The sequence below is a fragment of the Streptomyces sp. NBC_00820 genome, assembly GCF_036347055.1.
Lineage (GTDB): Bacteria > Actinomycetota > Actinomycetes > Streptomycetales > Streptomycetaceae > Streptomyces.
The window spans coordinates 1-25360 of record NZ_CP108882.1; the positions used below are offsets into that span (position 1 = coordinate 1).

The 25360-nt window shown below is 70.3% G+C and carries 21 protein-coding genes; 10 read left to right on the top strand and 11 right to left on the bottom strand.

The features are described from left to right. Positions 1 to 521 precede the first annotated feature (521 nt). Positions 522 to 686, bottom strand: coding sequence for a hypothetical protein (locus OIB37_RS00005; protein WP_330455412.1), 165 nt, complete (start codon positions 684 to 686; stop codon positions 522 to 524). A 185-nt stretch (positions 687 to 871) separates the two neighbouring features. On the opposite strand from OIB37_RS00005, the gene OIB37_RS00010 reads away from it, so the two are divergent. The 4 genes from OIB37_RS00010 to OIB37_RS00025 all read left to right on the top strand — a co-directional run bounded on the left by OIB37_RS00010 (position 872) and on the right by OIB37_RS00025 (position 5332). Further along, positions 872 to 2005: a hypothetical protein gene (locus tag OIB37_RS00010; protein ID WP_330455413.1), complete on the top strand. Its 1134-nt coding sequence runs from the start codon at positions 872 to 874 to the stop codon at positions 2003 to 2005. A gap of 200 nt (positions 2006 to 2205) precedes the next feature. Then, a complete protein-coding gene (locus OIB37_RS00015) occupies positions 2206 to 2481 on the top strand; it encodes a hypothetical protein (RefSeq protein ID WP_330455414.1) in 276 nt (91 codons plus the stop codon). After that, the gene (locus OIB37_RS00020; RefSeq protein ID WP_330455415.1) at positions 2481 to 2879 is read left to right on the top strand and encodes a hypothetical protein; all 399 of its coding nucleotides are present in this window, start codon (positions 2481 to 2483) and stop codon (positions 2877 to 2879) included. The genes OIB37_RS00015 and OIB37_RS00020 overlap by 1 nt, the downstream gene beginning before the upstream one ends. Positions 2880 to 3049: 170 nt before the next feature. Beyond that, positions 3050 to 5332 carry a protein kinase domain-containing protein gene (locus OIB37_RS00025; RefSeq protein WP_330455416.1) on the top strand — a complete coding sequence of 761 codons (2283 nt, stop codon included), beginning with the start codon at positions 3050 to 3052 and terminating at the stop codon, positions 5330 to 5332. On the opposite strand, the gene OIB37_RS00030 is transcribed toward OIB37_RS00025, so the two are convergent. Together OIB37_RS00030 and OIB37_RS00035 are read right to left on the bottom strand one after the other, a co-directional pair. After that, on the bottom strand, positions 5325 to 5855 hold the full coding sequence (locus OIB37_RS00030; protein WP_330455417.1) for a hypothetical protein: 531 nt from the start codon (positions 5853 to 5855) through the stop codon (positions 5325 to 5327). The genes OIB37_RS00025 and OIB37_RS00030 overlap by 8 nt on opposite strands. Positions 5856 to 6205: 350 nt before the next feature. Then, positions 6206 to 7489, bottom strand: a complete 1284-nt coding sequence (locus tag OIB37_RS00035) for an AlbA family DNA-binding domain-containing protein (protein WP_330455418.1) — start codon at positions 7487 to 7489, stop codon at positions 6206 to 6208. 467 nt (positions 7490 to 7956) lie between these two features. Here OIB37_RS00035 and OIB37_RS00040 point away from each other — a divergent pair, with 467 nt between their 5' ends. Together OIB37_RS00040 and OIB37_RS00045 are read left to right on the top strand one after the other, a co-directional pair. Then, a complete protein-coding gene (locus OIB37_RS00040) occupies positions 7957 to 8217 on the top strand; it encodes a hypothetical protein (protein WP_330455419.1) in 261 nt (86 codons plus the stop codon). A 1-nt stretch (position 8218) separates the two neighbouring features. After that, complete coding sequence (locus OIB37_RS00045; protein ID WP_330455420.1) at positions 8219 to 9112, top strand: helix-turn-helix domain-containing protein; 894 nt, start codon at positions 8219 to 8221, stop codon at positions 9110 to 9112. Positions 9113 to 9214: 102 nt separating this feature from the next. On the opposite strand, the gene OIB37_RS00050 is transcribed toward OIB37_RS00045, so the two are convergent. Beyond that, positions 9215 to 10591: a helix-turn-helix transcriptional regulator gene (locus OIB37_RS00050; protein WP_330455421.1), complete on the bottom strand. Its 1377-nt coding sequence runs from the start codon at positions 10589 to 10591 to the stop codon at positions 9215 to 9217. A gap of 268 nt (positions 10592 to 10859) precedes the next feature. On the opposite strand from OIB37_RS00050, the gene OIB37_RS00055 reads away from it, so the two are divergent. Next, positions 10860 to 11669, top strand: coding sequence for a TIGR02391 family protein (locus OIB37_RS00055; RefSeq protein ID WP_330455422.1), 810 nt, complete (start codon positions 10860 to 10862; stop codon positions 11667 to 11669). Positions 11670 to 11735: 66 nt separating this feature from the next. Here OIB37_RS00055 and OIB37_RS00060 read toward each other — a convergent pair whose 3' ends face one another. Together OIB37_RS00060 and OIB37_RS00065 are read right to left on the bottom strand one after the other, a co-directional pair. After that, the gene (locus OIB37_RS00060) at positions 11736 to 13121 is read right to left on the bottom strand and encodes a hypothetical protein (protein ID WP_330455423.1); all 1386 of its coding nucleotides are present in this window, start codon (positions 13119 to 13121) and stop codon (positions 11736 to 11738) included. A 114-nt stretch (positions 13122 to 13235) separates the two neighbouring features. Further along, positions 13236 to 13427 (bottom strand): hypothetical protein, encoded by a 192-nt coding sequence (locus OIB37_RS00065; RefSeq protein ID WP_330455424.1) that lies wholly within the window; start codon positions 13425 to 13427, stop codon positions 13236 to 13238. Positions 13428 to 13636: 209 nt separating this feature from the next. On the opposite strand from OIB37_RS00065, the gene OIB37_RS00070 reads away from it, so the two are divergent. Continuing rightward, the gene (locus tag OIB37_RS00070) at positions 13637 to 14227 is read left to right on the top strand and encodes a hypothetical protein (RefSeq protein WP_330455425.1); all 591 of its coding nucleotides are present in this window, start codon (positions 13637 to 13639) and stop codon (positions 14225 to 14227) included. Positions 14228 to 14699: 472 nt separating this feature from the next. On the opposite strand, the gene OIB37_RS00075 is transcribed toward OIB37_RS00070, so the two are convergent. Then, positions 14700 to 16016 (bottom strand): competence protein CoiA, encoded by a 1317-nt coding sequence (locus OIB37_RS00075; protein ID WP_330455426.1) that lies wholly within the window; start codon positions 16014 to 16016, stop codon positions 14700 to 14702. Between the two features lie 276 nt (positions 16017 to 16292). Then, positions 16293 to 18734, bottom strand: a complete 2442-nt coding sequence (locus OIB37_RS00080) for a DEAD/DEAH box helicase (protein ID WP_330455427.1) — start codon at positions 18732 to 18734, stop codon at positions 16293 to 16295. 185 nt (positions 18735 to 18919) lie between these two features. On the opposite strand from OIB37_RS00080, the gene tap reads away from it, so the two are divergent. Beyond that, positions 18920 to 21205, top strand: a complete 2286-nt coding sequence (gene tap / locus OIB37_RS00085; RefSeq protein WP_330455428.1) for a telomere-associated protein Tap — start codon at positions 18920 to 18922, stop codon at positions 21203 to 21205. A gap of 15 nt (positions 21206 to 21220) precedes the next feature. Then, positions 21221 to 21778 (top strand): telomere-protecting terminal protein Tpg, encoded by a 558-nt coding sequence (gene tpg / locus OIB37_RS00090; protein ID WP_330455429.1) that lies wholly within the window; start codon positions 21221 to 21223, stop codon positions 21776 to 21778. A gap of 26 nt (positions 21779 to 21804) precedes the next feature. Here the strand turns inward: tpg and OIB37_RS00095 are convergent, their stop codons facing one another. The 3 genes from OIB37_RS00095 to OIB37_RS00105 all read right to left on the bottom strand — a co-directional run bounded on the left by OIB37_RS00095 (position 21805) and on the right by OIB37_RS00105 (position 25342). Further along, on the bottom strand, positions 21805 to 22182 hold the full coding sequence (locus OIB37_RS00095; RefSeq protein ID WP_330455430.1) for a hypothetical protein: 378 nt from the start codon (positions 22180 to 22182) through the stop codon (positions 21805 to 21807). A gap of 76 nt (positions 22183 to 22258) precedes the next feature. Further along, entirely contained in the window at positions 22259 to 24406 is a 2148-nt protein-coding gene (locus OIB37_RS00100; protein ID WP_330455431.1) for a hypothetical protein, read from the bottom strand. Positions 24407 to 24769: 363 nt separating this feature from the next. Continuing rightward, on the bottom strand, positions 24770 to 25342 hold the full coding sequence (locus OIB37_RS00105) for a transcriptional regulator (RefSeq protein WP_330455432.1): 573 nt from the start codon (positions 25340 to 25342) through the stop codon (positions 24770 to 24772). Positions 25343 to 25360: the final 18 nt, after the last annotated feature.

A 25360-nucleotide genomic window follows, 5' to 3' on the forward strand; every position in this document is an offset into this window, starting at 1 on the left:
AAGAGCTCGCTGCGCAGGCTCCAAGAGAACTCCCGTGCTGCGCTTGGGAGTTCGGAGCGAAGCCCCGCGCTGCGCGCGGGTGACGAAGTGGGACTCCTCGCGTTGCGAGGAGTTGGCTCTGCGCTGCGCTCCGAGCCGTGTTTCCTTCCGTCAGGACTTTTACCCAATCCGCAGGTTGGGTGGATGGTCTTCCGGCTCTCCGCTTACGCTCCGAGCCGGCGGCTCCTTCGTCGCTACGCTCCTAGAAGGAGCCTTGAGGTCCGTCCGCTGCGCTCCCGGACCCTGCCCGCATGCGCGGGCGGCTGGCTACGGGGACAGGCTCGGGGTGGCCGATTGGTTGTTTCCTTCACCTCAGAACTTTGGGTGAATCCGGGTTTGGGTGCGTGCCCTCTGAGTGGGAGATTGCGGTGGGGCGGGTCTGTGGTGTGCCGGAGCGGGAAGCACGAAGAGGAACTCAACCTCTGTGCAGCGAACCCGCCTGACATCACCTCAGCGGGGGTGTGCCAGGCGGGTAGCGGGTGTCAGTCGTGCTGCCACCAGGTCACTGCGAGGCCGGCCAGAAGGGCCCCGAGGTGGCGTACGGCTCCGGCGAGGAGCGCTAAGGAGACGAGGCGCCGCCACGAGGCGGGAACGGGCGCACCGTGGTCCTGGGGCGGGGTGGCGGAGGGCCGGTTTTTCTTCGGCATCGCGGGGTGTCCTTCGTTCGGGCCGGGTGCAGCGGCGTGGGCTGTGGTGCTGGGACCAGTGAGCCAGAGCCGCAAAGCCGCAGAAAATTGCGCTTCTCGGGGTTGTAATGGTGGGCATGGCACGAGGGGCGCCGAGTCCGGCTGATCTGCAAGTGGTCCGTGAACTTGCCGCGCGGGAGGTGGCGGTGACGGCAAGCCAGCTGGAGAGCTGGCGGCGGGCGGGCTTGTTGCCGCGTCATCGGCGGCGGGGGCTGGGGCGCGGCCGGGGGTCGGTGGTGGACGCGGTCGATCCGCTGGTGGTGGAGAGCGCGGCGGCGCTGGCTCGGCATCTTCGGCAGGGGCGTGACCGGCGGCTGGCCGTGCTGGCGTGGTTCGCCGAGGCCGGGACGCCGCCGGTGCGGCCGGGGGCGGCCCGGGTGCCGGAGCCGCCGGTGGCCGCCGTGCGTGAGGCCCTGGTGTGGGCGCTGCAACGCTCGGCGTCGCAGCGGCTGGTGGAGTTCGCGCGCAGCGCGGCCGGGGCGGGCGAGGAAGGGCAGGACGCGTTGTACGCGGCCGCCGGGCGGCTCATTGGGCCGTATCGCGGGGCGGCGAATCCCACGCTCGTGCGTGCGGCGCTCGAAGCCGGCGGGGACGTGCCGGCCGAGGCCGAGGGGCCGGACTTCAGGAGCATGGTGCACGTGGCCGCCGCGATCGGCCTGGGAGCGCAGGAGGTCGGGGCGGACGCGCTGGCCGAAGCGTTCGCCGCGTTCGGCATGTTCGGGCTGACGGCCGAGGACTGGGCGCAGATGCTGGGTGCCGCGGAGCGTGGCGAGGGGCCGCCGGTGGACTGGGGGCTGCTCCAGCAGAACGCGGACATGGTGGCTCAGGTCCTGCGGGCGAGTGACGAGGAGCTGGTGCGCGCACGAGAGGTGCTGGTCGGTCTGCGTATGTTCTACGGGCTGTACGTGCTGCACGGACTGCTCCTGCCGGACACCCCCGCGCAGGCCGCGCTACGGCAGCGGATCGATGAGTGGGGCATGTTCCCGTTCCTGGACCACGTCATCGCCATCAACCCCTCCCCCAGGCAGTTCGCCGAGTCCCTGGCGGTCTTCCTCGAGCCGTTCTTCGGCAGGCTGTACCAGATCCTGATGGACCAGTTCGCCGAGAACCCGGACATCTTCAGCATCCCCGGCGACGAGACGGGGGCCGTCGGCTTCGGGGAGAGGTGGATGCGCTCCATGGAGGAGCTGACGAACGGCCGACAGGCGGCGAACGGCGGCGCAGAGGTGAAGGGGCGTGGGTGCAGGCCGGATGACGTGATCTTGCCGCAGCCTCGGTGATGGCGGCTGCGCGTGTCGGTGGATGAGTGCAGCAAGACCGGTGGTCCAGGGCGCCGCGCGGGGTTGCCCCTCATCCCTCTTCGCATCTCGCGTACCGACTGCGTACCGGAGCCGTGCCCCGTCCGGAGCGTGTATCTGCGGCTCCCGGGCTGATCGGAGTTTCCTCTACCTGTGGTAGAGGAGCGGGGTAGGGTGGGGATATGGCAGCAGACGAGACGAGCATCAAGGTGAGCACTGCCGCGCGGGACCGGCTCGCCCAGCTGGCGGCCGAGCACGGCACCACCATTCGCAGCCTGGTCGAGGACCTCGCGCAGGGCACTCCGACGCAGGCCGAGTACGCCGAGCGGGCCGAGCTGGCCCGTGCCGAACTCGCCTCCGCCCTCGGCCACGCGCCGAGCCCGGAGGCCGAGGCTAAGGCCCGAGCCCTGCTCGAGCGCCTGGGCGGCGCCGCGCACAGCCCGCAGGCGGCCGCGTAGTGGCGGGGATCGCGGTCGTCCTGGACCACACGACCGCGAGCGCGTTGTTCGACCCGAAGGATCCGTTCAACGAGGCGGTCGCCGCGTTCTACGTCCAGGCCTCCGGGGGGCTCGGTGACCTGTACGCACCGGTGCTGTCCCTGACGGCCGGCGACGCCGAACGGGCCGGCCTGCTCGGCTACATCAAGGGGCTGCGGTTCATCCGCATCGAGGCCTTCGACACCGACGCCGCGGTCACCGCCACCGAACTGCTGCGCTTCGGGCACTCCTGGGCCGCCGTCCACGCCATCCACGCTGCCCGCCCCTCCGCCACCCATCCCGCCGGGCGGTACCTGCTCACCTTGACCCCCAAGGCGTACGCGGGCACCGGCGTTCAAGCCGTCCACCCTGACCAGTAGCCATCCGCCACCCTGGCGGCACAAGACGGTCGCCCCGCCGAGGGCGCGGCTCAGACCCCGCGGTGGGCCCGATGCTGCTCCGCCGGGAGCGGCACCGCTCGTATATAGGCGGTTGGATCTTCTGTTCTGATGTGCCCGGCCGCGAGGCCGAGGTGTCTTCCGGAGGAACTGTGCAGTTCACTGTGTTGCCCGTCCGCGGGCGGCCCGTCTCCCCCATGCCGGGGCAGGCCTTCCTGGTTCGGGACGACTGGGATGACTACAGCTTCAAGACGACCTTCCTGCTGCTCTGTGTGGATCCAGGCGGCGAGATCCGGGAGATCGGCGGGGTCAAGATCGGCCGATTCGGCATGACGGGGCCGGCCTGGACGCCGCTGCCGGAGGACTTCGATACCCTGGACGGGGCCTTCTTCTCGCTCGGGCTGCGGGACACCTACTACGAACGGCTGCGCGAGCTGGGTCCCGATCTGCAGCGCACCGTGCTGCGGGCTCTCAACGACGTCTCCTTCGATCTGGATCTCTTCGCCCGTGCTCGCACCGAGAGGGTGATGGGCACGTCCCTGCTCCGGTCGGTTTCCGTCGACACCGTCGTCGGCCGCTTCCGGGGCAGCGGCATACCCGCAGGGCCGCCGGCGTCCATCACCGAAGTCACCCGGCGGCACCTGTTCGACGCGCTGCGCAGCACGGGGGCGAGCTGGTCGGGCAGCCTGGACGAGGTCACCTTCCTGCGCAGGCTGTACGACCTGGACCGTCTGAAGAGTCATGACCCGCGGTTCACCACGGCCGAGGACGACATCGTCCAGCACTGCTGGAACAACCCCGGGGACTGGGAAGACGACTGGGTCTTCGGCGATGATCGCTTCGGGCTCGCCGCTGGCACCGACGAGGTCCTACTCCACTTCCTCGCGGAGATGATCCACCCCGCGGTGCGGACGGACCCCGTCGAGGTCCGGCGGCTGCTGGCCGTGGTCAACCACCATCTGGCGCCCGACGGCTACGAGCTCGCCGAGGCCAGCACGGTCAGCGGCTACCCGGTGTACGAGGGCCGCCTGATCCCGGCGCGCCCTCGCACCGAGCACCCCGCTCCCTCGGCCGTCGCGCCGTCCGCACCATCCAGCGAGGCCGCCTACGCCGCGGTCCGCCGTGCCGCTCGCGGCGTGCGCAAGGACTACGCCTGCCCGCGTGAGCCGGTCCCGGACGGGGGCCAGGCCGATGTGTTCGAGGCGATCCATAAGCCCACCGGCACGACCGTCGCATTGAAGAAGCTGCACAGCAAGTACCCGGCCGACCGTCAAGTGGCCCGCATGCGACGGGAGATCGAGATCGGCCAGCTGCTGAACGGCCATCCCCACGCCATGCCGATCCTCGACTTCAGCACCGACCACATCTGGTTCGTGATGCCCTGGGCGGACGCGACCGCCGCCGAGCGCCAAGAGGTGCTCCAGGAACCGGCCGAGCTGCGCGCCCTGGTCGACGCCCTGGCATCGGTGCTGGCCGCCGCGCACGAGCACGGCTGGCTGCACCGCGACATCAAACCGTCGAACGTCCTCTACTTCGACGGCCGCTGGACCCTCGCCGACTGGGGCATCGTCCGCCGGCCACGAGGCCAGACCACCAAGGTGGGCCGCACCGGCCACTTCCTCGGCACCGAGGGGTTCGCCGCCCCGGAACTGTTCAGGGCACCCCATGAGGCCACGGCGTCCAGCGACATCTACAGCATCGGTAGAGTCATCGCCTGGGCCCTCACCGGCAAGCTGCCGGAGACCAACCTGTCGCTGCTGCCCCCTCCCGGCCCGTGGCGCACCATCGTGCGCGCCGCCACCCACCAGGATCCGCAGCGTCGCCCCCAGACCGTCAGCGACCTCCTCGACCTGATCGACCGTGAACACGCGGTCATCCCCGAAGACCCCCTCCCGGCCGCCGAGACCCTGCTCGAAGCCGTCGGCAACGGCGACGCGGCCGCCGCAGAGACCTTGCTGACCCTGGTCGGCGACCACCCCGAGGACTACGAACTCCACGTCGGCGTGCTCGCCCAGCTCGACACCCAGCAGGCCGGGCCGGCCCTCGCACGAGAACCCGCCCGAGCTCACAATCTCCTGCGCGCCCTGGCAGAGCACGTCGACGGAGACGACACCCACATCGTGCAGTTCGGCGCAGCCGCGAGGGTCGTGATCTGGCTGCACGGCCTCTGCTCCTACGCCGCCGACCACCGCGACTGGGACCTGCTGGAGGAGGCCGCCCACACCATGTGCACCTGGGACGCCGCCTGGGACCAGTGGAGCGCCCAGGCCAAGATCACCCCCTGGCTGCGGGCTCTGACGAGCGAGGCCGCATCCGTCATCGGCGCCGTCCTGCGTGACCACCCCGACTCCGCCCAGCACTTCAGCCATGTCGCCGACGACCGCACCGCCGACACCCGCATACGCCAGGCACTACGCGCCAGCACGGCTAACTGAAGCGGCCGTCGCGAGCGATGTGCCGGCCGACGGCCATCCAGACCGGCTCTGGCGAGTCCTCGGGCACGGCGCCGGTGAGGCCGTCGAGGTGCTGCACGGCCTCACCGGTGATGTAGCGATCGGGGTCGGGGGACTGCAGGTAGCGGCGCAGCAGGTCGGTGTCGAGGTCCTGGCGCTGGAGGTAGGCGGCGAGGGTGCCGACCAGGAGGTGGTTGTGGGCGAGGGCGTCGGTCAGGGCGTACAGGACCAGGCGCTGCCACTGCTTCATGTTGTCGCCGTGCAGGGTCTGCAGGTGCTGGGCGCGGGCGAGGTAGGCGTTGATGCGGCGGCAGTGGTGGGTCACCAGCGCCAGCAGCTCCGGTGGCACCTCCTCGCCCACCGGACCCGGGGCGGGCTCGACCGTGCAGGGGGCGGGCGCGGGCGGCAGGGCGTCGCGGATCTGCTGCAGACCGGTGTCCTGCTGCGGGCCGTGGGGGATCTCGCTGCGCCGCTGCGGTCGCTTGCGCGGGTGGGTGGAGGTCATGGCCGTGCCGTCCCTTACGGCCGGTCCCACGATCCGGCGCCTGCTGGGTGGCGTGGCCACACGTGCGGGGCGCTGTGAGTGACGCGGCGCGTCTAGGGCCTACCCGTCCGCGTCAGTCGCGGGCTGACGCGACACTCGGCCGGGCACCGTCACAGCGCGACAAGGTAGGGCGGCACCAGCCAGGACAACGACGGTCGTCGGGCCGGGGTCACGGCGCGGCGGCCGGTCTGCCGGATTCTGGTCGCGAAACGGCGTGCGAAAAGCGGGTTGGGTGCGCCGTGCGGTGCGGGCAGGCGCATCGTCTGTGCGGGCCTTCTCATGTCGTCGGGATGAGATGGGCTTCTGGGTGCTCAGAGCTGCGGGTCGAGGCCGAACTGGTTCATCACGTCGGTGAACAGCTCCTGTGCGGTCTCCTGCAGGGCTTCGGCCTCGTCGAGCGGGGTCAGTGGGGCGGTGACGGGCTGGATCCGGCGGGGGTGGCGTGCGTGGTCGGGAACGTCGGTGAAGCCGCCGAAACCGGTGACGACCGGGACCAGGGCCGGCTTCGGCGTCCTGGGAGAGGGCGTGACGGCGGTGAGTGTCACGGTCAGCTGCAGCGCGCTGTCGACCCGCAGCCGACGGGCCAGTTCCCAGGCCGTGGTGGTCAGGTCGCGGCAGCAGGCGCCGATGAAGTCTTGGGACACCGCGACGCCGGCGCCGGGCAGCTCATCGGCGGCCAGGTTTCGTGCGGCGTTCCAGGAGACGTCGGCGGCCAGCAGCACGGTCCCATCGTGGTGCAGTTCGGCGTGGACCTCGCGGGCGCTCTGCAGCAGGAGGGTGCTCAGAACCCAGCGGCGCAGTCCGGGCCGCGGGTTGCCGGTGACGATCTCCAGACTGGTCAGGGGGCCGGGCCTCATCGGATCGCCGCCCCGGCGGCGGGCGGCCTGGGCCACGGCGGTGGTCTCTTCGCGGGTCAGGCGGGGAGCGGTACGCGGCAGCGGGCGTTCGGGGCGGGCCAGGGCGACGAAGTAGGCGGCCGGCTCGGTGTGCTGGGCGGAGACGGTCTCCTGGGCGTGGGCGAGCAGGTGGTGTGCTTCGTCCTCGGCCCGCTGGGCGCGGGTGAAGCGGTCGCGGTAGGCGCGTTCGAGTTGGTGCTCGGCCATCCAGGCGGTGTGATCGCGGTCGCGGTAGGGAGCGACGGCGGCCTGCTGGTCCTTGTCCCGGGTGGCGGTGCCGTAGACGAGGTGGGGGGCCATGGGGCTGGCGGGGACATCGGCCACCAGCACACTGGTGGCGCCGTCGGCCGAGGTGAGGACCGTGAAGGTGAGGTCGGGCAGGTAGGGCTGGACGTGGTTGCGGACCCACTGGGCGTACTGCTCGATGTTCACGTCGCCGGAGTTGATGCCGACCAGTTCGCACGTGGTGTCCCGCACGCCGAAGATGATCAGGCCGCCGCGGGTGTTAGCCATCGCGGCAACGTCCTTGGCCAGTTCGTTCCAGCGGCCCTCGCGCGGGGGCTGAGGAAGCTGTTCCTTCCAGTCCAGGTCGTCGGACTCCGCCAGCCGGTCGGCAGCAGCCTTGGCGACTATGTCGAAGTCCAGGGGGCCGGGCGCAGCCCCGAGGTGCTCATGCAGTCGTGTCCAGGAACGGGCCATGCCCGGCACCCTAGGGCGTGGCACTGACAACGCCTGCCGGTCCGGAGGAAGGTGCATCTCCCCGGCTTGTCGTCGGTTGCGGTCTGCTGCGGACCGGCGGCCCGGGGCGAAGGCGGTGCATCGTCCGCTTCTCTTTCTCTGGAGACCGGCAGGGCGTGGTGTCCGGGCCAGGTGGTCCGCGCTTCTCGAGGGGTGTGGCTGAGGGTGCTACCGCTTCGGGCCGCCAAATTGGATAAAGAGACGGAATTCCGCGCTGACAACGCGCTGAACTGCGGTGATGCGAGATGAAGACCTCGCGCGACGACGGTACGTCCGTGTGGACACAGGTGTCGGAATGCGCCTGATCGGCCTGGCCCGCCGGGCCGGTCAGGTGCCACGATCAGGGCCTCGCCAAGGCCTGCGGGCGCCTCACCCCCAACAGCCTTGCAGCGAGCTTCATCTGTTGCGTCATCAGTTCGAGGAGCACCATGTTCGTCTTCTCCGCCCGCCTGGCCACGGCCGGTGCGGTCGCCGAGTGCGGCATCGCGAACCCGCTCGCCGACCGTCTCCTGGCTGGCGAGGCCGTCGTCATCGTCATCGTCGTCCTGGCAGTCACCGCACTGGCCGTGACCGGCCACGAAGTGCCCGCCGTGCTGGGGGGGCTGGCGGCCGCGGCCGCCAGCCGGCTCGCGCGGGCCCGACCCGGGCTGCGCCTGGACATGCGTCACGCGTTCGGCAGGACGCTCTGAGATGGCCGGCCGACCGCTCAGCCCCATCCCGGCGAGCACGCACCCCGAGCTGCGAGCTCTCATCCAGCGGCTGCGCACCGCCAAGGAGGCCTCGGGCAAGACCTTCGAGGCGCTCGCCAAGGACAGCGGGGTCTCGGAGAGCGTCGTACGCCGCGCCCTCGCAGGTAAGAGGGTGCCCCTGCTGGAGACCGTGGAGGCCATCACGCGCGCCTGCGGCCGCAAGGAGGACGACATGGCACGGGCCTGGCACGCCGCGAAGGCGGAGGAAGTCCTGCCGGGCGCCCGGGCGCTGGGGCCGAAGATGGTCACCTCGCGCGCCGAGCTCGTCGAGTCGATGATCTTCATGCGGATCGCGGGCGGGTATCCGCCGCTGCATCAGCTCGAGAAGTTCGCGGGCAGCGCCCCGGACGGCCGGACGCGGTTGCCCCACTCGACCCTCCACCTGGTCCTCCAGGGACAGATACCTCCCACCGAGACGCTGTTCACCGCCTTCATGGAAGCCCTGTCCATGCCTGCCGCCGACAGACGAAACTGGCTGGACGCCCATCGCCGTCTCTTCGCCGATGCCCCCGCGCGGCGCGCCTTTGGACAGCCGCCCCCCGTCGTACGCGCTGAGCCGCCTGCGCTCACCCCGTGCGAAGCGGCCGAACGCGTACTCCCTCGTCTGGAGCAGGACGAGAGGATCAAACGGAAGACCGGACAGCTGAAGACGCCGGACGACTACGAACTCCTCGGCCTCCGCTACCTCAACTCCCCCGCGCCCGAATTCCAGTGGCCGGACGAAGAGGAGCTCGCCGCCTGGGAGGCCGAGGCAGCGGCCCAGCCGTCCGCCAAGGAGCATCTCGACCTGCGCGAGAAGCTGCGCGCCATGATCGACCGCACTGAACCGGCCTGACTCACAGGGCCGGTCGGTCAGCTCGCGTACCAGCGCCCTCAAGCCGCTCGGGGCGGAAGCCACTGTCGGCGGCTCCCGCCCCCTCCGGGTCCGCTGGTGGTCTCAGCTCTCCGGTTCCCTCGGCACGAGGCGGGAGAAGAACTCCTTCGCGGCCTGCGCGTCGAGTTCCCCGTTCGTGGTCGCGGATCGCCGCATTGCTTCGCCCGTCACCTGGGCGGGGATGCCGAGCTGCTTGTCCGCCTCGCTCATGATCTCGCCGAGGTACCACTGGGCCGAGGTCGGGAAGTGCTGGATGAACCAGCTGAGCATCTTCGCCAGGGGCAGCGACAGGATGAGGTCGAAGTCCGTGAGCTCACGACCCCGGCGTTCGGCGATGCGGAGTGAGGTGGTGAAGTCCTCCAGGATGGCGTGGCGGAGGGTCGGTCCGAGGGCGTCGGTCGGGATGATCTGCCGGAGACTGTCGGCGACTTCGAAGGCCAGTTGGTCGGCTACCTCCCGCACGCTCGGCTCGTTGCGGTGGCGCAGGGCCCAGCGTTTGCGGATGTCGGGCCGCTTCCACAGGAAGCTGAAGAAGGTTTCGCTGAACCGGTCGCGGATCTGGGCCGCTCCCGGGGCGAGATGGTGCCGGTCGCCGGCCGACATGGCGTCCTTTAGCCCCTCGGAGGAGCGGCGCCGGGCTTCGGCCCAGTCTTCGGCGACCGGGCGGGACCACTGGGCGCGGCCGCCGACGGTCGCCTGGGGCAGGGGGACGTCGTTCTCGCCTCGGGAGATGTAGCCCCGCAGGGTGGAGGCCGTGATGCCGCCGAGCGCTGCCATCTCGGGCACGCCGAGCAGCCGGTCCCCGGCAAGTTCGGGACTGGCCAGGTCGACGACGCACCGGTCGAGCGGCAGGGGGTCGTTCTGCTTCTGGTGGTGCTGCGCCCACCGGGTCAGGTCGTCGAGCCAGTCGTTCGGCGCCGCGGTGGCGGGGTCGAAGGTGGCGACCTTGTGCACGTGTGCGCGGTCAGGGTGGGCGTGGCCGTCGAGCATGTCGTTGGCGTGGACGGTGGCCGTGGCGCGGGCCCTGTGGCGGGCGTAGTCCTCGGTGACGGGGTCCCAGATCTGGCCGGGCCGGTACCAGGCTTCGCCGTCCCGCCAGTAGCCGCCGGCCCGGAACAGCAGCGGTGCGCCTGTCCAGTAGGTGTGCAGGCTGGCGGTGTCCTCATCGCGCAGCAGGAGCACGGTGCGCCCGTGGTCGGGGTGGTAGCGCACGGCCCAGCCCAGGTGGTGGGCGATCGGGTCGGTGGTGAAGGCCAGCCATCCTCCCTCGCGGGAGGGGTCGCAACGGCCCCACATGCCTTCGCCCTTGTTGCGGCCGACGGCCTCGATGGCGTCGGGACCGTCGTCGAGCGGCAGATGTGAGTCGTCGACGAACGGCAGACCGGGCACCGGGTGGTCCGTGCGCAGGCCGTTGGCGAGCGGACGAATGTCGTAGACCAACGTGTTCCCCTTCTCGACTTCACTGCTGTAGATGACTACAACGCTATTGATGCCCAGTAGTACACGACTAGAAAGCGGATCGATACAGCCATTTCGAGACAGTTTCCACAGCGGCGAGTTGGCGTGATAGCCACACCAGGGCAGCACTCCGGCCGGCAGCCGCTGCGCCGCACACACCGCCGCCATGAACAGAAAAAGCGGGGATCTGCCCTTCACGCCCGTGTCATCCTGGCCGGTTGGCCATGGGACGAGGGGAAAGGGACGGCATATGGCAACACGTCACGAGCCTTGGCCGGCAACGGTCGTCACGGCGGTGGCAGGTGTGCTCGGCGACACCACTCACGGCTTGACCGGACGGGAGATCGGGCAACTGCTGGCCGTCGTGAAGGTGCCGGACGTCGACGGCGGCAACAAGCGGGACCGGCTGGCCGGAGCGCTGCTGGCGCAGCAGGCACGCCAGGGTGCGTCGAACTGCGTGATCGCGTTCATCAAAGTGGCGATGTCCCCGGTGCGCTACGTTCAGCAGCCGCACACGTTCTCACGCCGGCAGGACGACCTCAACGAGGTCCTCGTCCATGTCGGGCTGCGGGTGAACGACCAGGGGCAGGTTGCCAGAGGGCCGGCGGCTGCCACGTTGAGCGAGGCCGCACGGCACGCCAGTTCCCTGCGGGCCGAGCTGCGCCGCCGCTCCACGCATCCGGAGGTGCTGCGCTACTGCACCCTGGAGATCCTGGCCAAGAACCCCTTTCACGCCAGTCTGGAGGCGGTCAAGTCGGTGGCCGACCGGCTGCGGACCCTCACCGGCCAGGGCATGGACGGGGCGCGCCTGGTCGACGCGGTGCTCATGCCGGGCCAGGGAACGGTCCGGGTAGCCATCAACGCGAACGCCACGGGGCCCGAGCTGGATGAGCAGAAGGGGCTGGCGAACCTGGTCAAGGGCCTGTTCAGCATGTACCGCAACCCGGCCGCGCACGAGCCACGCCTTCACCGCACCGTCACCGACGAGGAGTTGCTGGAACTGCTCACCACGCTGTCGATGGTGCACCGACGGCTCGACAGCGCGCACGTCACCCCCTGATGCCCTGATCAGTGCAACTCGCACCTGTGGGCGATGCCGGCCAGTGGCAGCGGAGGCAGTGCCGCCTCAGGCCCGGTTGTCCTCCTGTGGCGGTGATGCCTGAAAGAAGGCCAGCAGGGGTTCGCTGATGGCACGTGCGCAGCTGGTGCAGTCGGCTGCAGCGTCGAGACGAGGTGCGAGGTCTTGAGTGTCGTAGGGGGTGAGGATGAGCCAGCGCAGGACGACCTGCCGGACGAGCAGCCTGAGCTCGCGCAGTTGGGCCTCCTTCTGGTCAGCGAGCAGGTCTCCGTGTACGTACTTCGATCGCGCGCTGTACGCCTTCTGCACTCTGCTCTCGACGCCCTCGCGCAGAGGGCTGGGGAACAGGGCCGCCGTCCGCGTCCGGATCCTCTCGCTGATGCCCTCGTGCTTGTCGCCGGGGCTGACCATCAGGGCTTCCAGCGCGATGACGTAGTCCAGAAGCCGCTCGTCGGCTTCTTGCTCCCACACACCGTCATCCCTGTAGGTGCGCTGGTAGGCCTGCAGCAGGTGACGGGCAGCTCGCTCCAAGCGGCGGGCGCGCTTCCTCGGAAGACTCCGGCCGCTGGTGATGCCGTCCATGACTGCGTCGATCTTCGCTGTCACCGCGGAGCAGAAGGCCTGCAGCCGCGGGAGAGCGGCTGGAGCGACGTGGAAGCTGCCGCTCTCGCGGACTTCGACTTCTTCCAGGCTGCCGTGGCGGTCCTCGTAGGTCTGGATGGTAGTGGGCACCTGATTTGGGTTCAGGTCGAAGTAGCGGCCGCGCTCGACGCCGAACACCGCGTTGACGTGCAGCAGCTCCTCACTCCACAGGATCAATGGCAGCAACGCCCTCCAGTGCAGGGATTCCGGACGTGGACCGGCGAAGTCGAACCAGCCCGTGTCCCTGCGGTCCGGCGCGCGCTCGGGGTTCGGGGCGTGGACGAAGGGCGCACCGGCCAAGAGATCGAGGTCGAGCCCGCACGGCTGGAGGCCCTGGAGGGCCGGCATGGGGCCCAGCTGCCTCAGTTCGTCGGCGGTGAAGGTCTGCAGGGTGTAGCGGCCCAGCGGGATCCGTGTCCCCACGGGGAGGTCACCGGTGAGAAGTAGCCAGTCCTCCGCTGCCGGAGCGGGGGCCGTGCAGAAGGCGACGAAGCTGTCCGCGACGTCTTCCACCGGCACCGTCGCGCCCTGGGCCACTAGACGGGTCGCATCACCCAGTCTCGATCCTGCCAGGAGCGTGGACCATCGGGGCAGCCAGTCACCGTCGACCTTGCCGTACAGGTCGCGGTGCTCGGATTTCGGCGCGGCGCTCACGACCGCGTTGATCACGGCTTCGAACTCCGGCTGCGTCGACAGTGCTACATCGGTGATGGCCTGGGGTATGGAGGGCAGATCGCGTGCCTGCTCGAGCCAGGTAAGGACGGCCTGACGCAGCTGGGAGGTGGCTTCCATGCGGCACGAAAGTAGCGCACTTCACCGTCCGCGACACCCCACTGCCCGGCGCACAGCTTAGGGCGGTGAGGCGCGAGCGGATCGGGCGGCGGGGCAGGTGGCCCTTGGGACAGCTCACGGGTCGGAGACAGGCCGGTTCTGGATCAGGTGCGCGGCGGAGTACAGGCCCAGCGGGGCGTCGTCGGCAGCCAGGCTGCTGGCCGGTGCGGGTGCAGGCAACTGCCGGTAGGCGTGCTCACCACGGGCCTGCTCAATCGCGTGGAACAGCGGCAGAAGATAGGCGCCCTGGAAGGCCTGCGTGCTCATGCCCAGCAACGGTAGAACGCAAGGGCTGTGCGAGGTAACCGTTTTGACGCCCCCGGTCCAGGCGCGCCGGTGGGACGCGAGCGCCACGCCACAGGGCCGCTGAGGCCGAGGGCGAGGGTGCACTTCGGTGAACGCCCATGCAATCACGAGAACTTGCCTTCACTCAAGTTTGCTTGTAGTCAGTCAAAATTTCGTGCACGCTTCGCGGCATGACTGATGAGACGCCGGAGATGTTCAAAGCTCGCTACGAGGACATCTCCGCCATCCGCTGGCCGCGGCCGGCTGACCCGCAACAAGAGGAACTCGACACGTTGAAGGCCAGGCACCTCGCGTGGAACGCCTGGTATAGGAAGACGGTCAAGGCGGCACAGGAGCACGGCCCGCAACACGACGCGCTCCTGGTCGCTCTCGAAGACCTCGTCGAGATCAAGCGAGACGCCGACGAGAAGATCCGACTGCTCCTGGCCTACGGTCGGATCTTCCACCAGCCCCGCCCGCACACGCTGGAATCCCTCGGCGCGGCCGCCGGCCTCAGCCCCTCCGGCGTCAGCCGCGCCTTCGGCGCCGAGGAAGTCATGGCCGTAGCGGAACTAACCGGCAAGCGCCCGCCCGCCGTCGATGTCCAGCGCCACGACCCCGACGTCATCTCCGGTCACGCCAGCAAGAACTGCTGCACCTGGGGAGGCAGCAAGGCCAAGCCCTGCACCGAGACGCCCAAGTACGCCGTCACCGACAAGTCCGGCGCAAAGTGGGCCTGCTGCGACAAGCACCTGCCCGGCTACCTGCGCTCCCGCGTCTGAGCCGCATAGTCACGACGGCCGCCATGCGCCCCTGTAGCCGGGGTGTTCGTCCTACAGCCCAGCAAACACCCGCGCAGCAGGCACTCGTCACCGTCGACCCGGCACAACAGCCTTGACATCACTCGTCCTGCCGGCGGCGGGATCGGCGCGGCTACCGGCGCCGCCCCCAGCGGCGGACGGCGCCTGCTCAGACCAGGAGGGTCCGCACCGCCCGGCGGGCCCCCAAGCCCGGCGGGCACCCGGGCCGGCTCCGGCGACCGGCCGCAGTACAGGTCGAGACTCTGCACCTCTCGCACAGACCGGGGCATCGGCACGTTCACCGACTGCCGCCGCCGAACGGTGGTGCAGCCACCACGCTGAACACGCCGTGCTCGGCCTGCTGTCGTCACAGGAATCCTGCGCCGGCCGCGGGGATGACGGTCGTATGCCTGCCCGGCTGCCCAGCTGCGCCGGACCGGGCATCGCAGGCTGTCTACCCGGGCCTACCCGTGGCGTCGCTGGAGAGGCAGAGGTTCGTGATCCGGGCTCGCGGCGACATCACCCCGGCCAGCTGACGGGCTTCCTGCTCATCACGCACCACAATGTGCTGGAACTCCAGCTGCGGTGACAGACAGACCAGTTCGGGGCAGGGACGCACGATCCCGTACAGGGCGCGCAGCCGCCCCGTCGTGAAGAGCGGGATGCCGTATGCGAAGCTCTCGGACACCTGCGGCCTCTCGGGGATCTCCACCCGTACCTCTTCGTCGTGCCAGGCCCGCTCGGCGACCGCGGCGAAGAGCTCGGCACGCTGCCGTGGGTTCACGTCCTGCCACCACGCCCGTGCCACCTCCACCGCCCGACCGGCCAGCTCCTCCCGCTTCGCGGCCTCCTGCTCACGCTGCCGCCGCCATGCCTGCTCCAAGCGCCGCTGCTCCTGTGCCTGGGCGCGGCGGGTCTCTTCGTCTTCGGGATCCGGCACAGGCTGACTCTTGCGGCGCCGCTGGAGTTGCTGCCTGCGCTGGAGCTCTTGCTGCTGGCGTGCGGCGCGGCGGTCCGCGGCCTCCCGACGGGCTCTGTCGGCCCGTTCGGCCTGCTCCTGGCGTCTGCGGTCGTGCTCGTTCTGCGCGCGCTCGGACTGGGCGGAGGTCCACCACAGGCGACGCTGCACGTAGCGGCCGAGGCCGGAGCCGCGTTGTACGGACGTGTAGTGCGGCAGGCTGGCGACGGGGGTGACGCTGCCGGACAGCACCCATCTCACGAACCGCCCCAGGTCCTGCGGTTTGAACGCCCATGTCCCGGCGGCGGCGTCGAATCCTCCCAGGCCGTCGACCACCCTCCAACGCTGCCCGTGCTGGTCGGGGGCGCTGACCTGTACGGCCGGGACCACGTCGATCCACGGGGGTGCCTGGGGGCCCGGGGACACCCAGCACACGCCGATGCCCTCGGCTGCATAGCGGGCGGTGCGGGCCAGGATGTCCCGGTCGGTGATCGGTGAGAGCTGCGCCTCCCAGGCGATGCGCCTGCTGCCGTCGGGTGAGGACGCCATCACGTCCGCGCGCCATGCGCCATCACCTCCCGCCACCTCGAGGGCGGCGTGCCATCCGGCGCTGCGGACCGTCGAGGCCAGCTCGAGCTTGAGCATGTGGTGTTCCCACGATTCGCCGCCCAGTTCGCAGGTGCCGTCGCGGCCCGGGTCGTGGCAGAAGAACCGCACCCCTTGCGGGGAGTGCTTGGCATGCACGGCCCACCCGCATCCGGGGCAGGCCAGGGGGACGCGGGGCCGCACCTTGTAGACCTGGGCCCAGCTCATCGCGCACCCGAGATCAGGCAGGGTGGCATCCAGTCGGCCGGCATCTGGGTGCAGCGCGGTGAACGGCACGGGCTCGTGACCCCCGGGAATCTGACGCGCAGCGCGGTGAATTCGTCGCAACAGCAGATAGCACGCGCCGCTGACACACCGCGCTGAACTGCAGATATCCGATGCCCCCGGAGCAGTCGAGGAGGGCACCGGGCTCGATGGCCTGCAAGCACTCGTCTCAGCGGGGTCTCGGGCTTTCCCTGCGGCCCGCACCAGCCGGGGCAGGACCTACACAAGAACGGCCGGCACGGCGTCCTCGGCCGTCCAGTCCCCCTCGAACAGGGCGGCGACCAGGCGTACGTGATGGTCGGGGAGCTGGTCGGCGCGGTGCCGGTGGCGGGCCTTGGCCAGCCAGGCGCCGAGCTTGACGGTGTCGCCGTCGACGCGGACCGTCTCCCGGGCGGCAGGGATGCGGCCCTCGCGGTGCAGGAAAAGCTCCAGCAGCTGGACGGTCTCCTCGAACGTTCGGCGGGTACGGCTGGCGGGAGCCAGCGGGTTCGCCTCGGGAGTGAGGCCGAGCGCGGTCATCAGCTGCTGCTGGCCGTCGGCAAGGGCCGACCAGGTGGTGAGCTGGCGCCCCAGCCAGGAGCCGATCTTCACGCCGCCGATCTGGGTGTCGCGGGTCAGGGCGGCGGGGTCGGCGCCGGTGGCGAGGTGGGCGCGCAGCAGGTGGTATTTGCGGTGCCAGTCCGCTCCGTGCGGCAGACGCCAGTCGGCGGCGAGGGCGGTGAGGGCCTCGGCGCGCGCGGTGTCGAGGTCGTTCCTGGCGGCGAGGTGGCGTTGTTCGGCGAGCCAGGCTCCGACGGGGGTGGTGGCGGGGGCGGCGAGGTGGCCGTGGGCGCGGTGGTAGTCGGCGGCTGCGGCGAGGCGGGAGCGCCAGGCGGCGTCGTGCTTGTCCCAGATCATGCCCAGCGCGTCGAGTTCGGCGATCCAGTCGGCTTCGAGGCGGCCGGCTTTCGCGGCGTCGCGCATGGTGGTGATGAAGGTGCCGAGGGTGTAGCCGGTGGGGTCGGTGTAGTCGGCGGGGATGTCGAGGTGGCCGTACTGGTCGCGGTAGGAGCGGGCGGCGGCGAGGCCGAGGCGGCGGGAGCGGGAGACGGCTGGGTCGCGGGGGTCGAAGGAGACCAGGTCCATCGCCTGGGCGATGCGTTCGGGGTGGACGGTGAAGTCGAAGTGCCAGCGACGGGCGATGACGTCGCTGGTCTCCTTCGGCAGGCGGTTGGCCTTGTCGGGGAGGCGTTCGAGGATGCGGTGGTCGTGGCTGGCCAGCGCGCAGGCGATCGCCCACACCGGCTCGTACGCGGTGCCGAGGATGTTCTCGCTGTCGGCGCCGGGCGGGATGTAGACGGGGACGACCAGGCTGGCGGTCTTGCCGGAGACGTCCAGACGCAGGGCGCGGCCGAGGGCCTGCACGCAGCGGATGACGCTGCGGGTGGGGTCGGCGAAGACGACGGCGTCGACGCTGGGGATGTCGACGCCTTCAGCGATCAGGCGGGAGTTGGCGAGGATCGCGGTGTCGGCGGCGGCGAAGGCGGCGAAGATGTCGGCGCGCTGGGCGGGGGTGTGTTCGCCGTGGGCGAAGAACAGCTGCGGGTCGATGCCGGGGACGAGGCCGGGGTCGGTCTTGGCCAGCAGGCGCAGGGTGTGGGGCAGTTCGCGGGTGAAGCGGCGGGCGTCGGAGACGAGGTTGAAGTAGACCAGGACCTTCTTCAGGCCGTGCTCGGTCATGGCGCGCAGGACGGCCAAGTGCAGGGCGGTGGTGCGCAGCGCACTGTCGTCCTTCTGCTCCCGGGCCGCAGTGCTGCCGGTGGTCGTGGTGCCGGGGGCGGGCATGTTCAGGCGGCGGCGCAGGTCGGTGTCGGTGAGGGTGGGCACCACGATGCGGTAGTCCGCCGCCCGGCCATCCGCCACAGCCCTCGCGAGGGGATATTCAACGACCTTCTTGCCGTACATCTGTTCGTTGTCCATGGAGTTGGCGAACGCGTCCACCTCCTCGCCCTGCGGGCGCCCTCGGCGCGGGCGGGTGAGGTCGGCGGACTCCGCCAGCTCCGGGGCGGCGAAGATGCGGGGCGTGGCGGTCATGTAGAGGCGGCGGTCGGCGTGGATGCGCTGGGCGGCGTTGACGATCGCCCACTTCTTGTCGGCCCGGCCGGCGATCCGGTGCGCCTCGTCCATGATCGCCAGGTCGAACGGCGGAACTGCGTACCCCGTCTTCTGGGTTTCCTCAATCTTGTTCAGGGAGTCGTAGGTGCAGATCAGCGTCAGAGCCGGGATCTGATCCTCTGCCTCCCCCACCACCGACATCAGCCCGCCCAGCGCGTGCGGGTCGGTGGTCGACATGACGCGGGCGGCCACCAGATCCTCACGGCCGGCCACATCCATCGATGACACGATCACCATGTGCTCGCCGTGGCCGTCACCGCGCCAGGCCAGGGCGGTCTGCGCCGCCAGGTCAAGGGTGGGCACCACGAACAGCACTAGCCGCGCGCCGAGTTGGTTCGCGACGCGGATGGACACCAGCGTCTTCCCGGTCCCCGTCGCCGATACGAACAGTCCCCTCGTCCCGGGGCGGCGCAGGTGCCGCACGAGCCGGTTCACCGCGTCCGCCTGGTCGGTAAAGAGCCGGGACCGCTCGGGGCGGCCGGGGCGCGGCAGTTCCACCACAGTCATGACAGCTCTTCCTGATCCTGAAGCGGACGGGACCTTGGACGGGGCCGGGTCGGGACAAGGGCGGCGAGCCCCATGGGCGAGGGCTTTCCCGGACACTACCACCCGTACGCCCATCGCACGTGGAAAGTACGTGGCTGGTACGCGATAGGTACGCTTCATGGATAGGATGGGGACGGAGGTGTCCCATGTCCGAGTTGTTCGATGCCGTGGACGCGCTGGTCGCGTCCCGCTCCCCGCTGCCGCCGCCGGCGGAGCGCAGGCGGCTGCGCCAGGCTCACGCGCTCACCCTGGACGAGGTGGCCGCCGCGCTGCAGGTGCGGCGGGCGACCGTCGGCGCGTGGGAGTCGGGCCGGACCGAGCCGCGGCCGCCGGAGCGGGAGGCGTACGCACGCCTGCTGGAGCAGCTCGCCACGCTCTACCCCGCCTCTGAGAACGCCGGTGCCGAGCAGGAAGACACCGCGGTGCCGCGGACGTTCACCGCCCCGGCGCCCGCAGCCCCCGCCACGGCGCCAACGCCGCCGAGGCCCCTGGTGAACCCGCCGACGGTGTCGGCGAGCGGCGCACCGGATGCCACGGCCGGGGCCGAGACCGCCGGGGAGTCTGCCTCCGCTCCCCCGGCGGCGGTCCGGGCACCGGCCACCGCGCCGCGCCCGCGCGCCGAGCGGGAATCGCAGACCTCGCGCCGTCCGGGGGCGGCGAAGACCGCCCCGGCGAACGCGCCCGCGCCCGGCGGCGTGTACGCGCACGGCCCGCTGCTCGTCCTCGACGCGGACGCCGACCGGAAGGTGACCGGCTACGGCATCGGCGGTCTGATCCTGGACGTGCCCGCCAAGTCCCTGCCCGCGCTGGTGGAGTGGACGCTCACCGAGGCGCAGCTCGGGGCGGAGAGGCTGCATGGTTCGGGGAAGGACGCCGACCCGCTGCTGGTGCTCACCGAGGCGGCGTGCGAGCGCTACGGCCTGCCCGCCGCACTGTCGCACGAGGAGCGGCTTGCCGGACGGCTCCCGGAGGGGCACAAGGCCATCAAGCAGCTTCAGCGCGCCGAGTGGAAGCTGACCAAGCGGGGGCTGGGGCCCTGGGCGCGGATCTACCGCCCCGCCCAGGGGGGCCGCCGAAGGTGCGTACAGCTGTGCATCCCTTCGTGGCGTGCCCTCGATGCCCGCGCGTGGGGCCATGCCGCGCAGCTGGAGCCCGCGGAGCTCGCCCGGCTGCTGGGCGCGTACGCGCAGCGGGTGATGACCCCGGTCGGCTCCACCGCTGTGACGGGGCTGCAGCTGATGACCGCGCTCAACCCGCCGACCCGTGCGAGCGAGCCGGACGCCGACGGCCGCCGCCACTCCGAACACCGGCCCGGCTCGCTGGGCACCGAGCCGGTCGACCCGGCGCCGTGCGAGGCGACCGACGGGCACCCCGTCCTGGCCGACCTGCCCCGCTTCCACGTGCGCGGCCCTGGCGAGCGGCTGTTCGAGGAGGCCTACGACTGGGCGCGGGACCTGACCGATGCCGAGTGCATGCAGCGCTACCTGGTCGGCATCGACGTGAACCTGGCCTTCGGCGCTGCCGCGAACGGCGCCGTCATCGGCCTCGCTTCCCCGCCCGTGCACGTCACCAACCCCGCCTTCGACGCGGCGGTGCCGGGCTCCTGGCTGGTCGACCTGTCCCACGTCGACCTCAGTCACGTGAAGGTCGGAAAGCAGTGGCATGAGCTCGACGGCGACCTGCTGCCCAGCCCGTTCACGCCGACTGGCGAACGCCCCGAGGGCCCGGCCTGGTACACCACCCCCACGGTCGCCTACGCCGTCGAACTCGGCTACGACGTCGCCCCGCTCGAGGCGTGGGTGCGCCAGGAGAGTGGCCGGTTCCTGGACGGCTGGTACAAGCGCCTGCGCAACGCCTATGTCGACACCATGGCGGACCTCGGCGTGGGCGAGAAGCTGCCCCCGGCCGAGTTCCTGAGGGCTATGGACGGCTACAAGAGCCGTGATCCGGAGCTGGGAATCGTCGTGGACGCGGTCAAGATGACCGTCAAGGGCGGCATCGGCAAGCTGCAGGAGAAGGCGCGCGGCGGCGGCTGGAAGCCGGGACAGGCCTGGCCCGCTCTCGCCCGCCCGACGTGGCGTCCGGACATCCGCGCCACCGTCATCTCCCGGGCCCGCATCAACATGCACCGCAAGATACTCAACCTGGCCGCGGCCACCGGCCGTTACCCGGTCGCGGTCCTCTCGGACTGCGCCGTGTACGCCGCCGACGGCCCCAGCCCGCTGGACGTCCTGCCCTATGGCGCCGACGGCAAGACCGTGCCGGGCTCGTTCCGGCTGGGGGTCTCGCCCGGAATGGTCAAGCACGAGGGCACCCAGAGCGTGCTGTGGGGGGCGGACGTGCTCGAGCAGCTCGGCGCCGACGGCCATGTCGCCAACCTCGCCCGCTACATCAAGACCGGCGAGGTCACCGCCAAGGACACTGGAGAATAGGGAGCGTTACAGGCGATGGTCACGGTCGGGGAAGAACTCGACAGGGCGGTGCAGGGCGCGTTCACGCAGCCCATCCCCAAGTCCGCCGGGGCGCAGATGCGTTACCTCCTCAAGAAGCACGGCGGCCGGACGATGCCGGTGGCCGAGCTGCTCGGCATCAGCCAGCGCACGGTGGAGCGGTATGTGAAGAACCAGATCAAAAGGCCCCGGCCGGAGCTCGCCGACCGGCTGGAGCGTGAGGTCCGCGTGCGCTGGCAGCCGCAGATCAGGGCGAAGGCGAAGGAGGCCGCGGCCACCACGAGCGGCATCATGATCGATGTCCAGGCCCGGTTCGGCTACACCGCCGCCGTCGGCAGCACCGACCAGGCCCGCGTGCGTCACCTCACCCTGGCCCTGCCGCCCCGGCACGCCGCCCGCCTCCTTCAAGCCCAGGAAGCAGGCGTCGACGAGGACGACCTCCGCGAACTCGCTGCCGAGGCGTTGGGTGAGGTGTACTTCCGCGACGGCGGCCGCCGTGCCCACGGCCTCGAAGTGGAACTCAAGGACATCGTCGACCTGCAGTTTGAGCTGTAGGCGGTCAGGCAGTAGGTCTCCAGTGCTCAGGTGCGGCGGTGCGGGGGAACCCATCGGGGCATGCCTGGGGCGGCAGGCAGGAGTTCATTGTCGAGGGGGTCCAGCGCGCGCCCGACGAGTCCTTCAGATTGGCGTACGAGGGTCAATCGAGTTGTGGGGTGGAGTGGGATGACAGTGATCTGGGTCCATTGCCGGGCACCGTGCCGGGCGGCAACGTGTTCACGGATGCGCCCGGCGAGAGTTCGCCCGGCGATGCTGCCCACATAGCGAACGATCCTGCGGGGATCACAGATCACGTACACGGCCGTGGTGATGGTCGCCCACGCGGCAGCGGTGACCACGTCAGCGGTGCGCTCGAAGACGAGTTCGCGGCTGATGGGGCTGCCGGTCGGTGGGCTTGGCACAAGGTCGACTGCGTGGGCGAACAATGCCGGGGTGAGGCGGGTTCCGGCAGGTGCCGAGGGAGCGGGTGCCATGTTCTCAGCCCTCCAGCGGCTCGGTGTGCTCATCGAGGTCCTCGGTGAGTCGCTCGCTGAGAGCGTCGTGGAGTTGCTTCCAGCCGCCCGCCTGTCGGCTGATCTCCTCCAGTTTGGGCAGGCATTCGTGTGGGTCGGACCAGCCATGGCGCCGCACCCAGGGCCGGTCGTCGTTGTCGGCGGTGCTGGCCATCTGCTCGACGAGGCTCTGGACCTGCAGGACCTGAGTGTTGAGCTTGACGCCCAGCCGCGCCAGGCGTGCCTTGGCGGTGGTGTCCGGGACCGACACCCCCTCGCCGCCCACCGGCAGGGTGAGCCGGCGCAGCGCGGAGGCGTTGAGCACCGGTGCGTTGGGGACGGGGCGGTCGGTGGGGTCGTCGAGTGTTTCCGTATCGAGGTGGCGTACCTGCCGTCCGGCCCGCCCGTCGTAGATTGCCTGGGCGAGCTGCTTCAACCCGTGTTCGGTGGTGGCGAGTTCGATCACGATCAGGTTGGGTTCGCGGTAGTCACCCTTGGACGTCTTGCTCTCGTCCGGGGTGGTATTGGTGCTTTCACCGGTCTCTTCGTCCTGGTCGTCATCGTGGCTTCGCGTGCCGAAGGCGGTGCGGTTGAGGATGGGAGCGGATCCGGAAGTCACGAGCCAGAAGGAACCCATGATCGCCAGTTGAGCGGAGGCGTCGCCGACGAGAGGCTTTTCCCCGATGTCGCGGGCGGCCTGGTAGTCGGGAAGCTCCTGAGTGAGGGCCTGGTGGAGGAGCTCGGAGACTTCCCGGCGGTCCAGTGTGCGGCCGCGCAGCTGCGGCCAGCGCAGGGCGCGGTCGAAAGCCGAGCGGCGGGCGGGTTTGTTGGCGGCAGCAGGGACGTGGCGCAGGGCAACTTCGGCGGCCAGTCCTTGCCGCACGAACTTGGAGTTCCCGACGTGGCCGCGGGTCGCGAGCGCTTTGGCGATCACGCGGTCGGCGCTCGTCCCCTGCTTGGGCAGGAACGCGGCCGTCGCCAATACGGCGATCTCGTCCAGGTGTAGCAGTCCCTGTGCGGCGGCGGTGGCCGGGTCGTTGAGGGCGGATCGCACCTGGGCCGGGTTCAACGGCGGGGCCTGGGGCAGTGCGCCACGCTGTTCTTGCTCGGCCAGTACGGCCTCGGCGCGTACCTGGGCTGTGGTGGTGGCGGAGAACGGTGTGGCGGGCTCGAGGTGGGCCTGGGACACCACCCGGCGGCGTACTTCGTCCAGGGGGGCGGTGGTGTCCCCGGCGAGGACGATAGTGGTGCGGGGCATGGTCGCCACGGTCAGGTTGCGGCGCTCGGCGTCGGACAGCGGTGCCCCGGAGCGGACCTTGCCGCAGATCGCCAGGAGTTTGTTGCGGTGTGTCTTCCAGGGGTGCTTCTTGAACGACTCCTCGTCCCGCGGCACGACCTGGGCTCGGTCGAGGACGTGCTTGAGGGTGATGGTGGCGGCCTTCTGTGCGGCGTGCACGCGCCCGTAGCAGTCTGCGGTCTCGAACGCTCCGAAGGTCGGCGCCCCGGGCAGGTCGACAACCAGGGGGAAGAGGATCCCGCCGGTGCGTACGCCTCGCTCGGCGATGTCGTCGAGGTAGGGGTTGACCTTCTCGACGTGGTCGTCCATGGCGCTCATCTGGGTGAGCATCTCGTCCAGTGCCTCAGCGGCATCGGCATAGCGGGTGGCGTCGAAGCGCAGCGCCGTCTGGTCGGACACCACGGTGTAGGGAGGGAGCAGGAACTCACCGGCAAACCGTAGTTCGCTGCCGCGCAGGTTCTCCAGCGCCTTGAGAACGGGGGCGTTGAGGGTGTTGAGGATGAGGACTCGGGCGACAACGTTCCCGATGAGTTCGGTGTCGGGGTTGCGGAGTTGGCGCAGGCCTTCCTGCGGGTCGGCGAGCACCCAGGGCAGCGCGCGCGCCACCACCTCGGGCAGGCCCTGGGCTCGGGCGGTCTCCGCAATGGAGCGGTACTGCTTCAGACTCAGAGGCTTGATGCGGTCCGCGAGCAGCTTCAAATGGCTGTCAGGGACCTGGGATTCGGAGTCCTCTCCAGCACTGGGCGCAGGGTGCGTGTCCGGTGTGCCCACGGTGGCGTTCTGGTTCGGCAGAGAGAACAGCGTCTCGGAGTCGCTCGAGACAGCGGGGAAGGTCATGAGGATGCCCATCACCGGGTTCACGCGGTACGTGAACAAGCCGTGCGATCAACGTGCAGGCCCGGTGGCCAGCGTTTCCATCCGCGGGGAGGAGCGGGTTGCCCGTCTCGACGGTTGGAGCGCGCCGACGATCCTTCGGTGTTAAGTCGATTCAGCTGATCACACCACCATGTGGGGATGTAATCACTGCCGAACCGGGTCAGCCCGTACGGGAGTTCAGGAGTCCTCGCACGCGGCACCGCGCTCTCATCAGCGGACTATCGCCTGATGGCGGACTCTACCCCTGCGGGGTCGCGCCGGGGAGAACATCACTCCAATGAGTGGGTGGACGCGGCGTGGCGGTGGCGGGCGGATCCGGAAACCTCAGGCGGAGAAGCCGATGTTGGAGACGTATTCGTACTGGCCCCACTGAGAGCCGAGCTCGGGCAGGACGTCGGTGGTCCAGGCCTCCTCGAGGGCGCGGGGGTCGTTGTTGGCCCAGGCGGTGACGATGGCGTCCCAGCGGCGCACGTTCAGCTTCCGGTAGGGGACGACGCGCTGGTGCGGCCGGGCAACCCGGGACTGGTTGAGGGGGTGGATCTCCACGCGGGTGCCGCCGCCGGCGTTGAGGCGCACCAGGAGGTGGCGGGCCACATGGTGGCGGCGCACCCTGCGGTAGACAGCCTCGATGCGGTCCAGGTTGGCCTTCGTGGGGCGCTGCGTGCCGGCCAGCCATGCGTTCAGGGTGCGGTCGGTGACGGTCAGTCCGAGCTGGTGGGCGGTGTGGAGGGTGCGGGTGGACCTGGTCAGGTAGTTCAGGCGGGCGAGCAGGCCGCGCTTGGCGGTGACGGGGGTGGCGATGAAGTCGATGAGGTAGTCCAGGCGGCGGGCCACGGCGTCGCTGCCCTTGATTCCTTGGGCTCCATACTTGCCGAACTCGAGGTTTTTCTGGGGCACTTGGCCTTCCGCCCCCTC

Bases quoted from the DNA above. Each gene is read 5' to 3' on its own strand.
- OIB37_RS00035 (WP_330455418.1), bottom strand. From the start codon at position 7,489: ATGGCCCGTTCCTGGACACGACTGCATGAGCACCTCGGGGCTGCGCCC.
- OIB37_RS00045 (WP_330455420.1), top strand. From the start codon at position 8,219: ATGGCCGGCCGACCGCTCAGCCCCATCCCGGCGAGCACGCACCCCGAG.
- OIB37_RS00060 (WP_330455423.1), bottom strand. From the start codon at position 13,121: ATGGAAGCCACCTCCCAGCTGCGTCAGGCCGTCCTTACCTGGCTCGAG.
- OIB37_RS00005 (WP_330455412.1), bottom strand. From the start codon at position 686: ATGCCGAAGAAAAACCGGCCCTCCGCCACCCCGCCCCAGGACCACGGT.
- OIB37_RS00055 (WP_330455422.1), top strand. From the start codon at position 10,860: ATGGCAACACGTCACGAGCCTTGGCCGGCAACGGTCGTCACGGCGGTG.
- tpg (WP_330455429.1), top strand. From the start codon at position 21,221: ATGGTCACGGTCGGGGAAGAACTCGACAGGGCGGTGCAGGGCGCGTTC.
- tap (WP_330455428.1), top strand. From the start codon at position 18,920: ATGTCCGAGTTGTTCGATGCCGTGGACGCGCTGGTCGCGTCCCGCTCC.
- OIB37_RS00065 (WP_330455424.1), bottom strand. From the start codon at position 13,427: ATGAGCACGCAGGCCTTCCAGGGCGCCTATCTTCTGCCGCTGTTCCAC.
- OIB37_RS00070 (WP_330455425.1), top strand. From the start codon at position 13,637: ATGACTGATGAGACGCCGGAGATGTTCAAAGCTCGCTACGAGGACATC.
- OIB37_RS00040 (WP_330455419.1), top strand. From the start codon at position 7,957: ATGTTCGTCTTCTCCGCCCGCCTGGCCACGGCCGGTGCGGTCGCCGAG.
- OIB37_RS00015 (WP_330455414.1), top strand. From the start codon at position 2,206: ATGGCAGCAGACGAGACGAGCATCAAGGTGAGCACTGCCGCGCGGGAC.
- OIB37_RS00080 (WP_330455427.1), bottom strand. From the start codon at position 18,734: ATGACTGTGGTGGAACTGCCGCGCCCCGGCCGCCCCGAGCGGTCCCGG.
- OIB37_RS00100 (WP_330455431.1), bottom strand. From the start codon at position 24,406: ATGACCTTCCCCGCTGTCTCGAGCGACTCCGAGACGCTGTTCTCTCTG.
- OIB37_RS00030 (WP_330455417.1), bottom strand. From the start codon at position 5,855: ATGACCTCCACCCACCCGCGCAAGCGACCGCAGCGGCGCAGCGAGATC.
- OIB37_RS00075 (WP_330455426.1), bottom strand. From the start codon at position 16,016: ATGAGCTGGGCCCAGGTCTACAAGGTGCGGCCCCGCGTCCCCCTGGCC.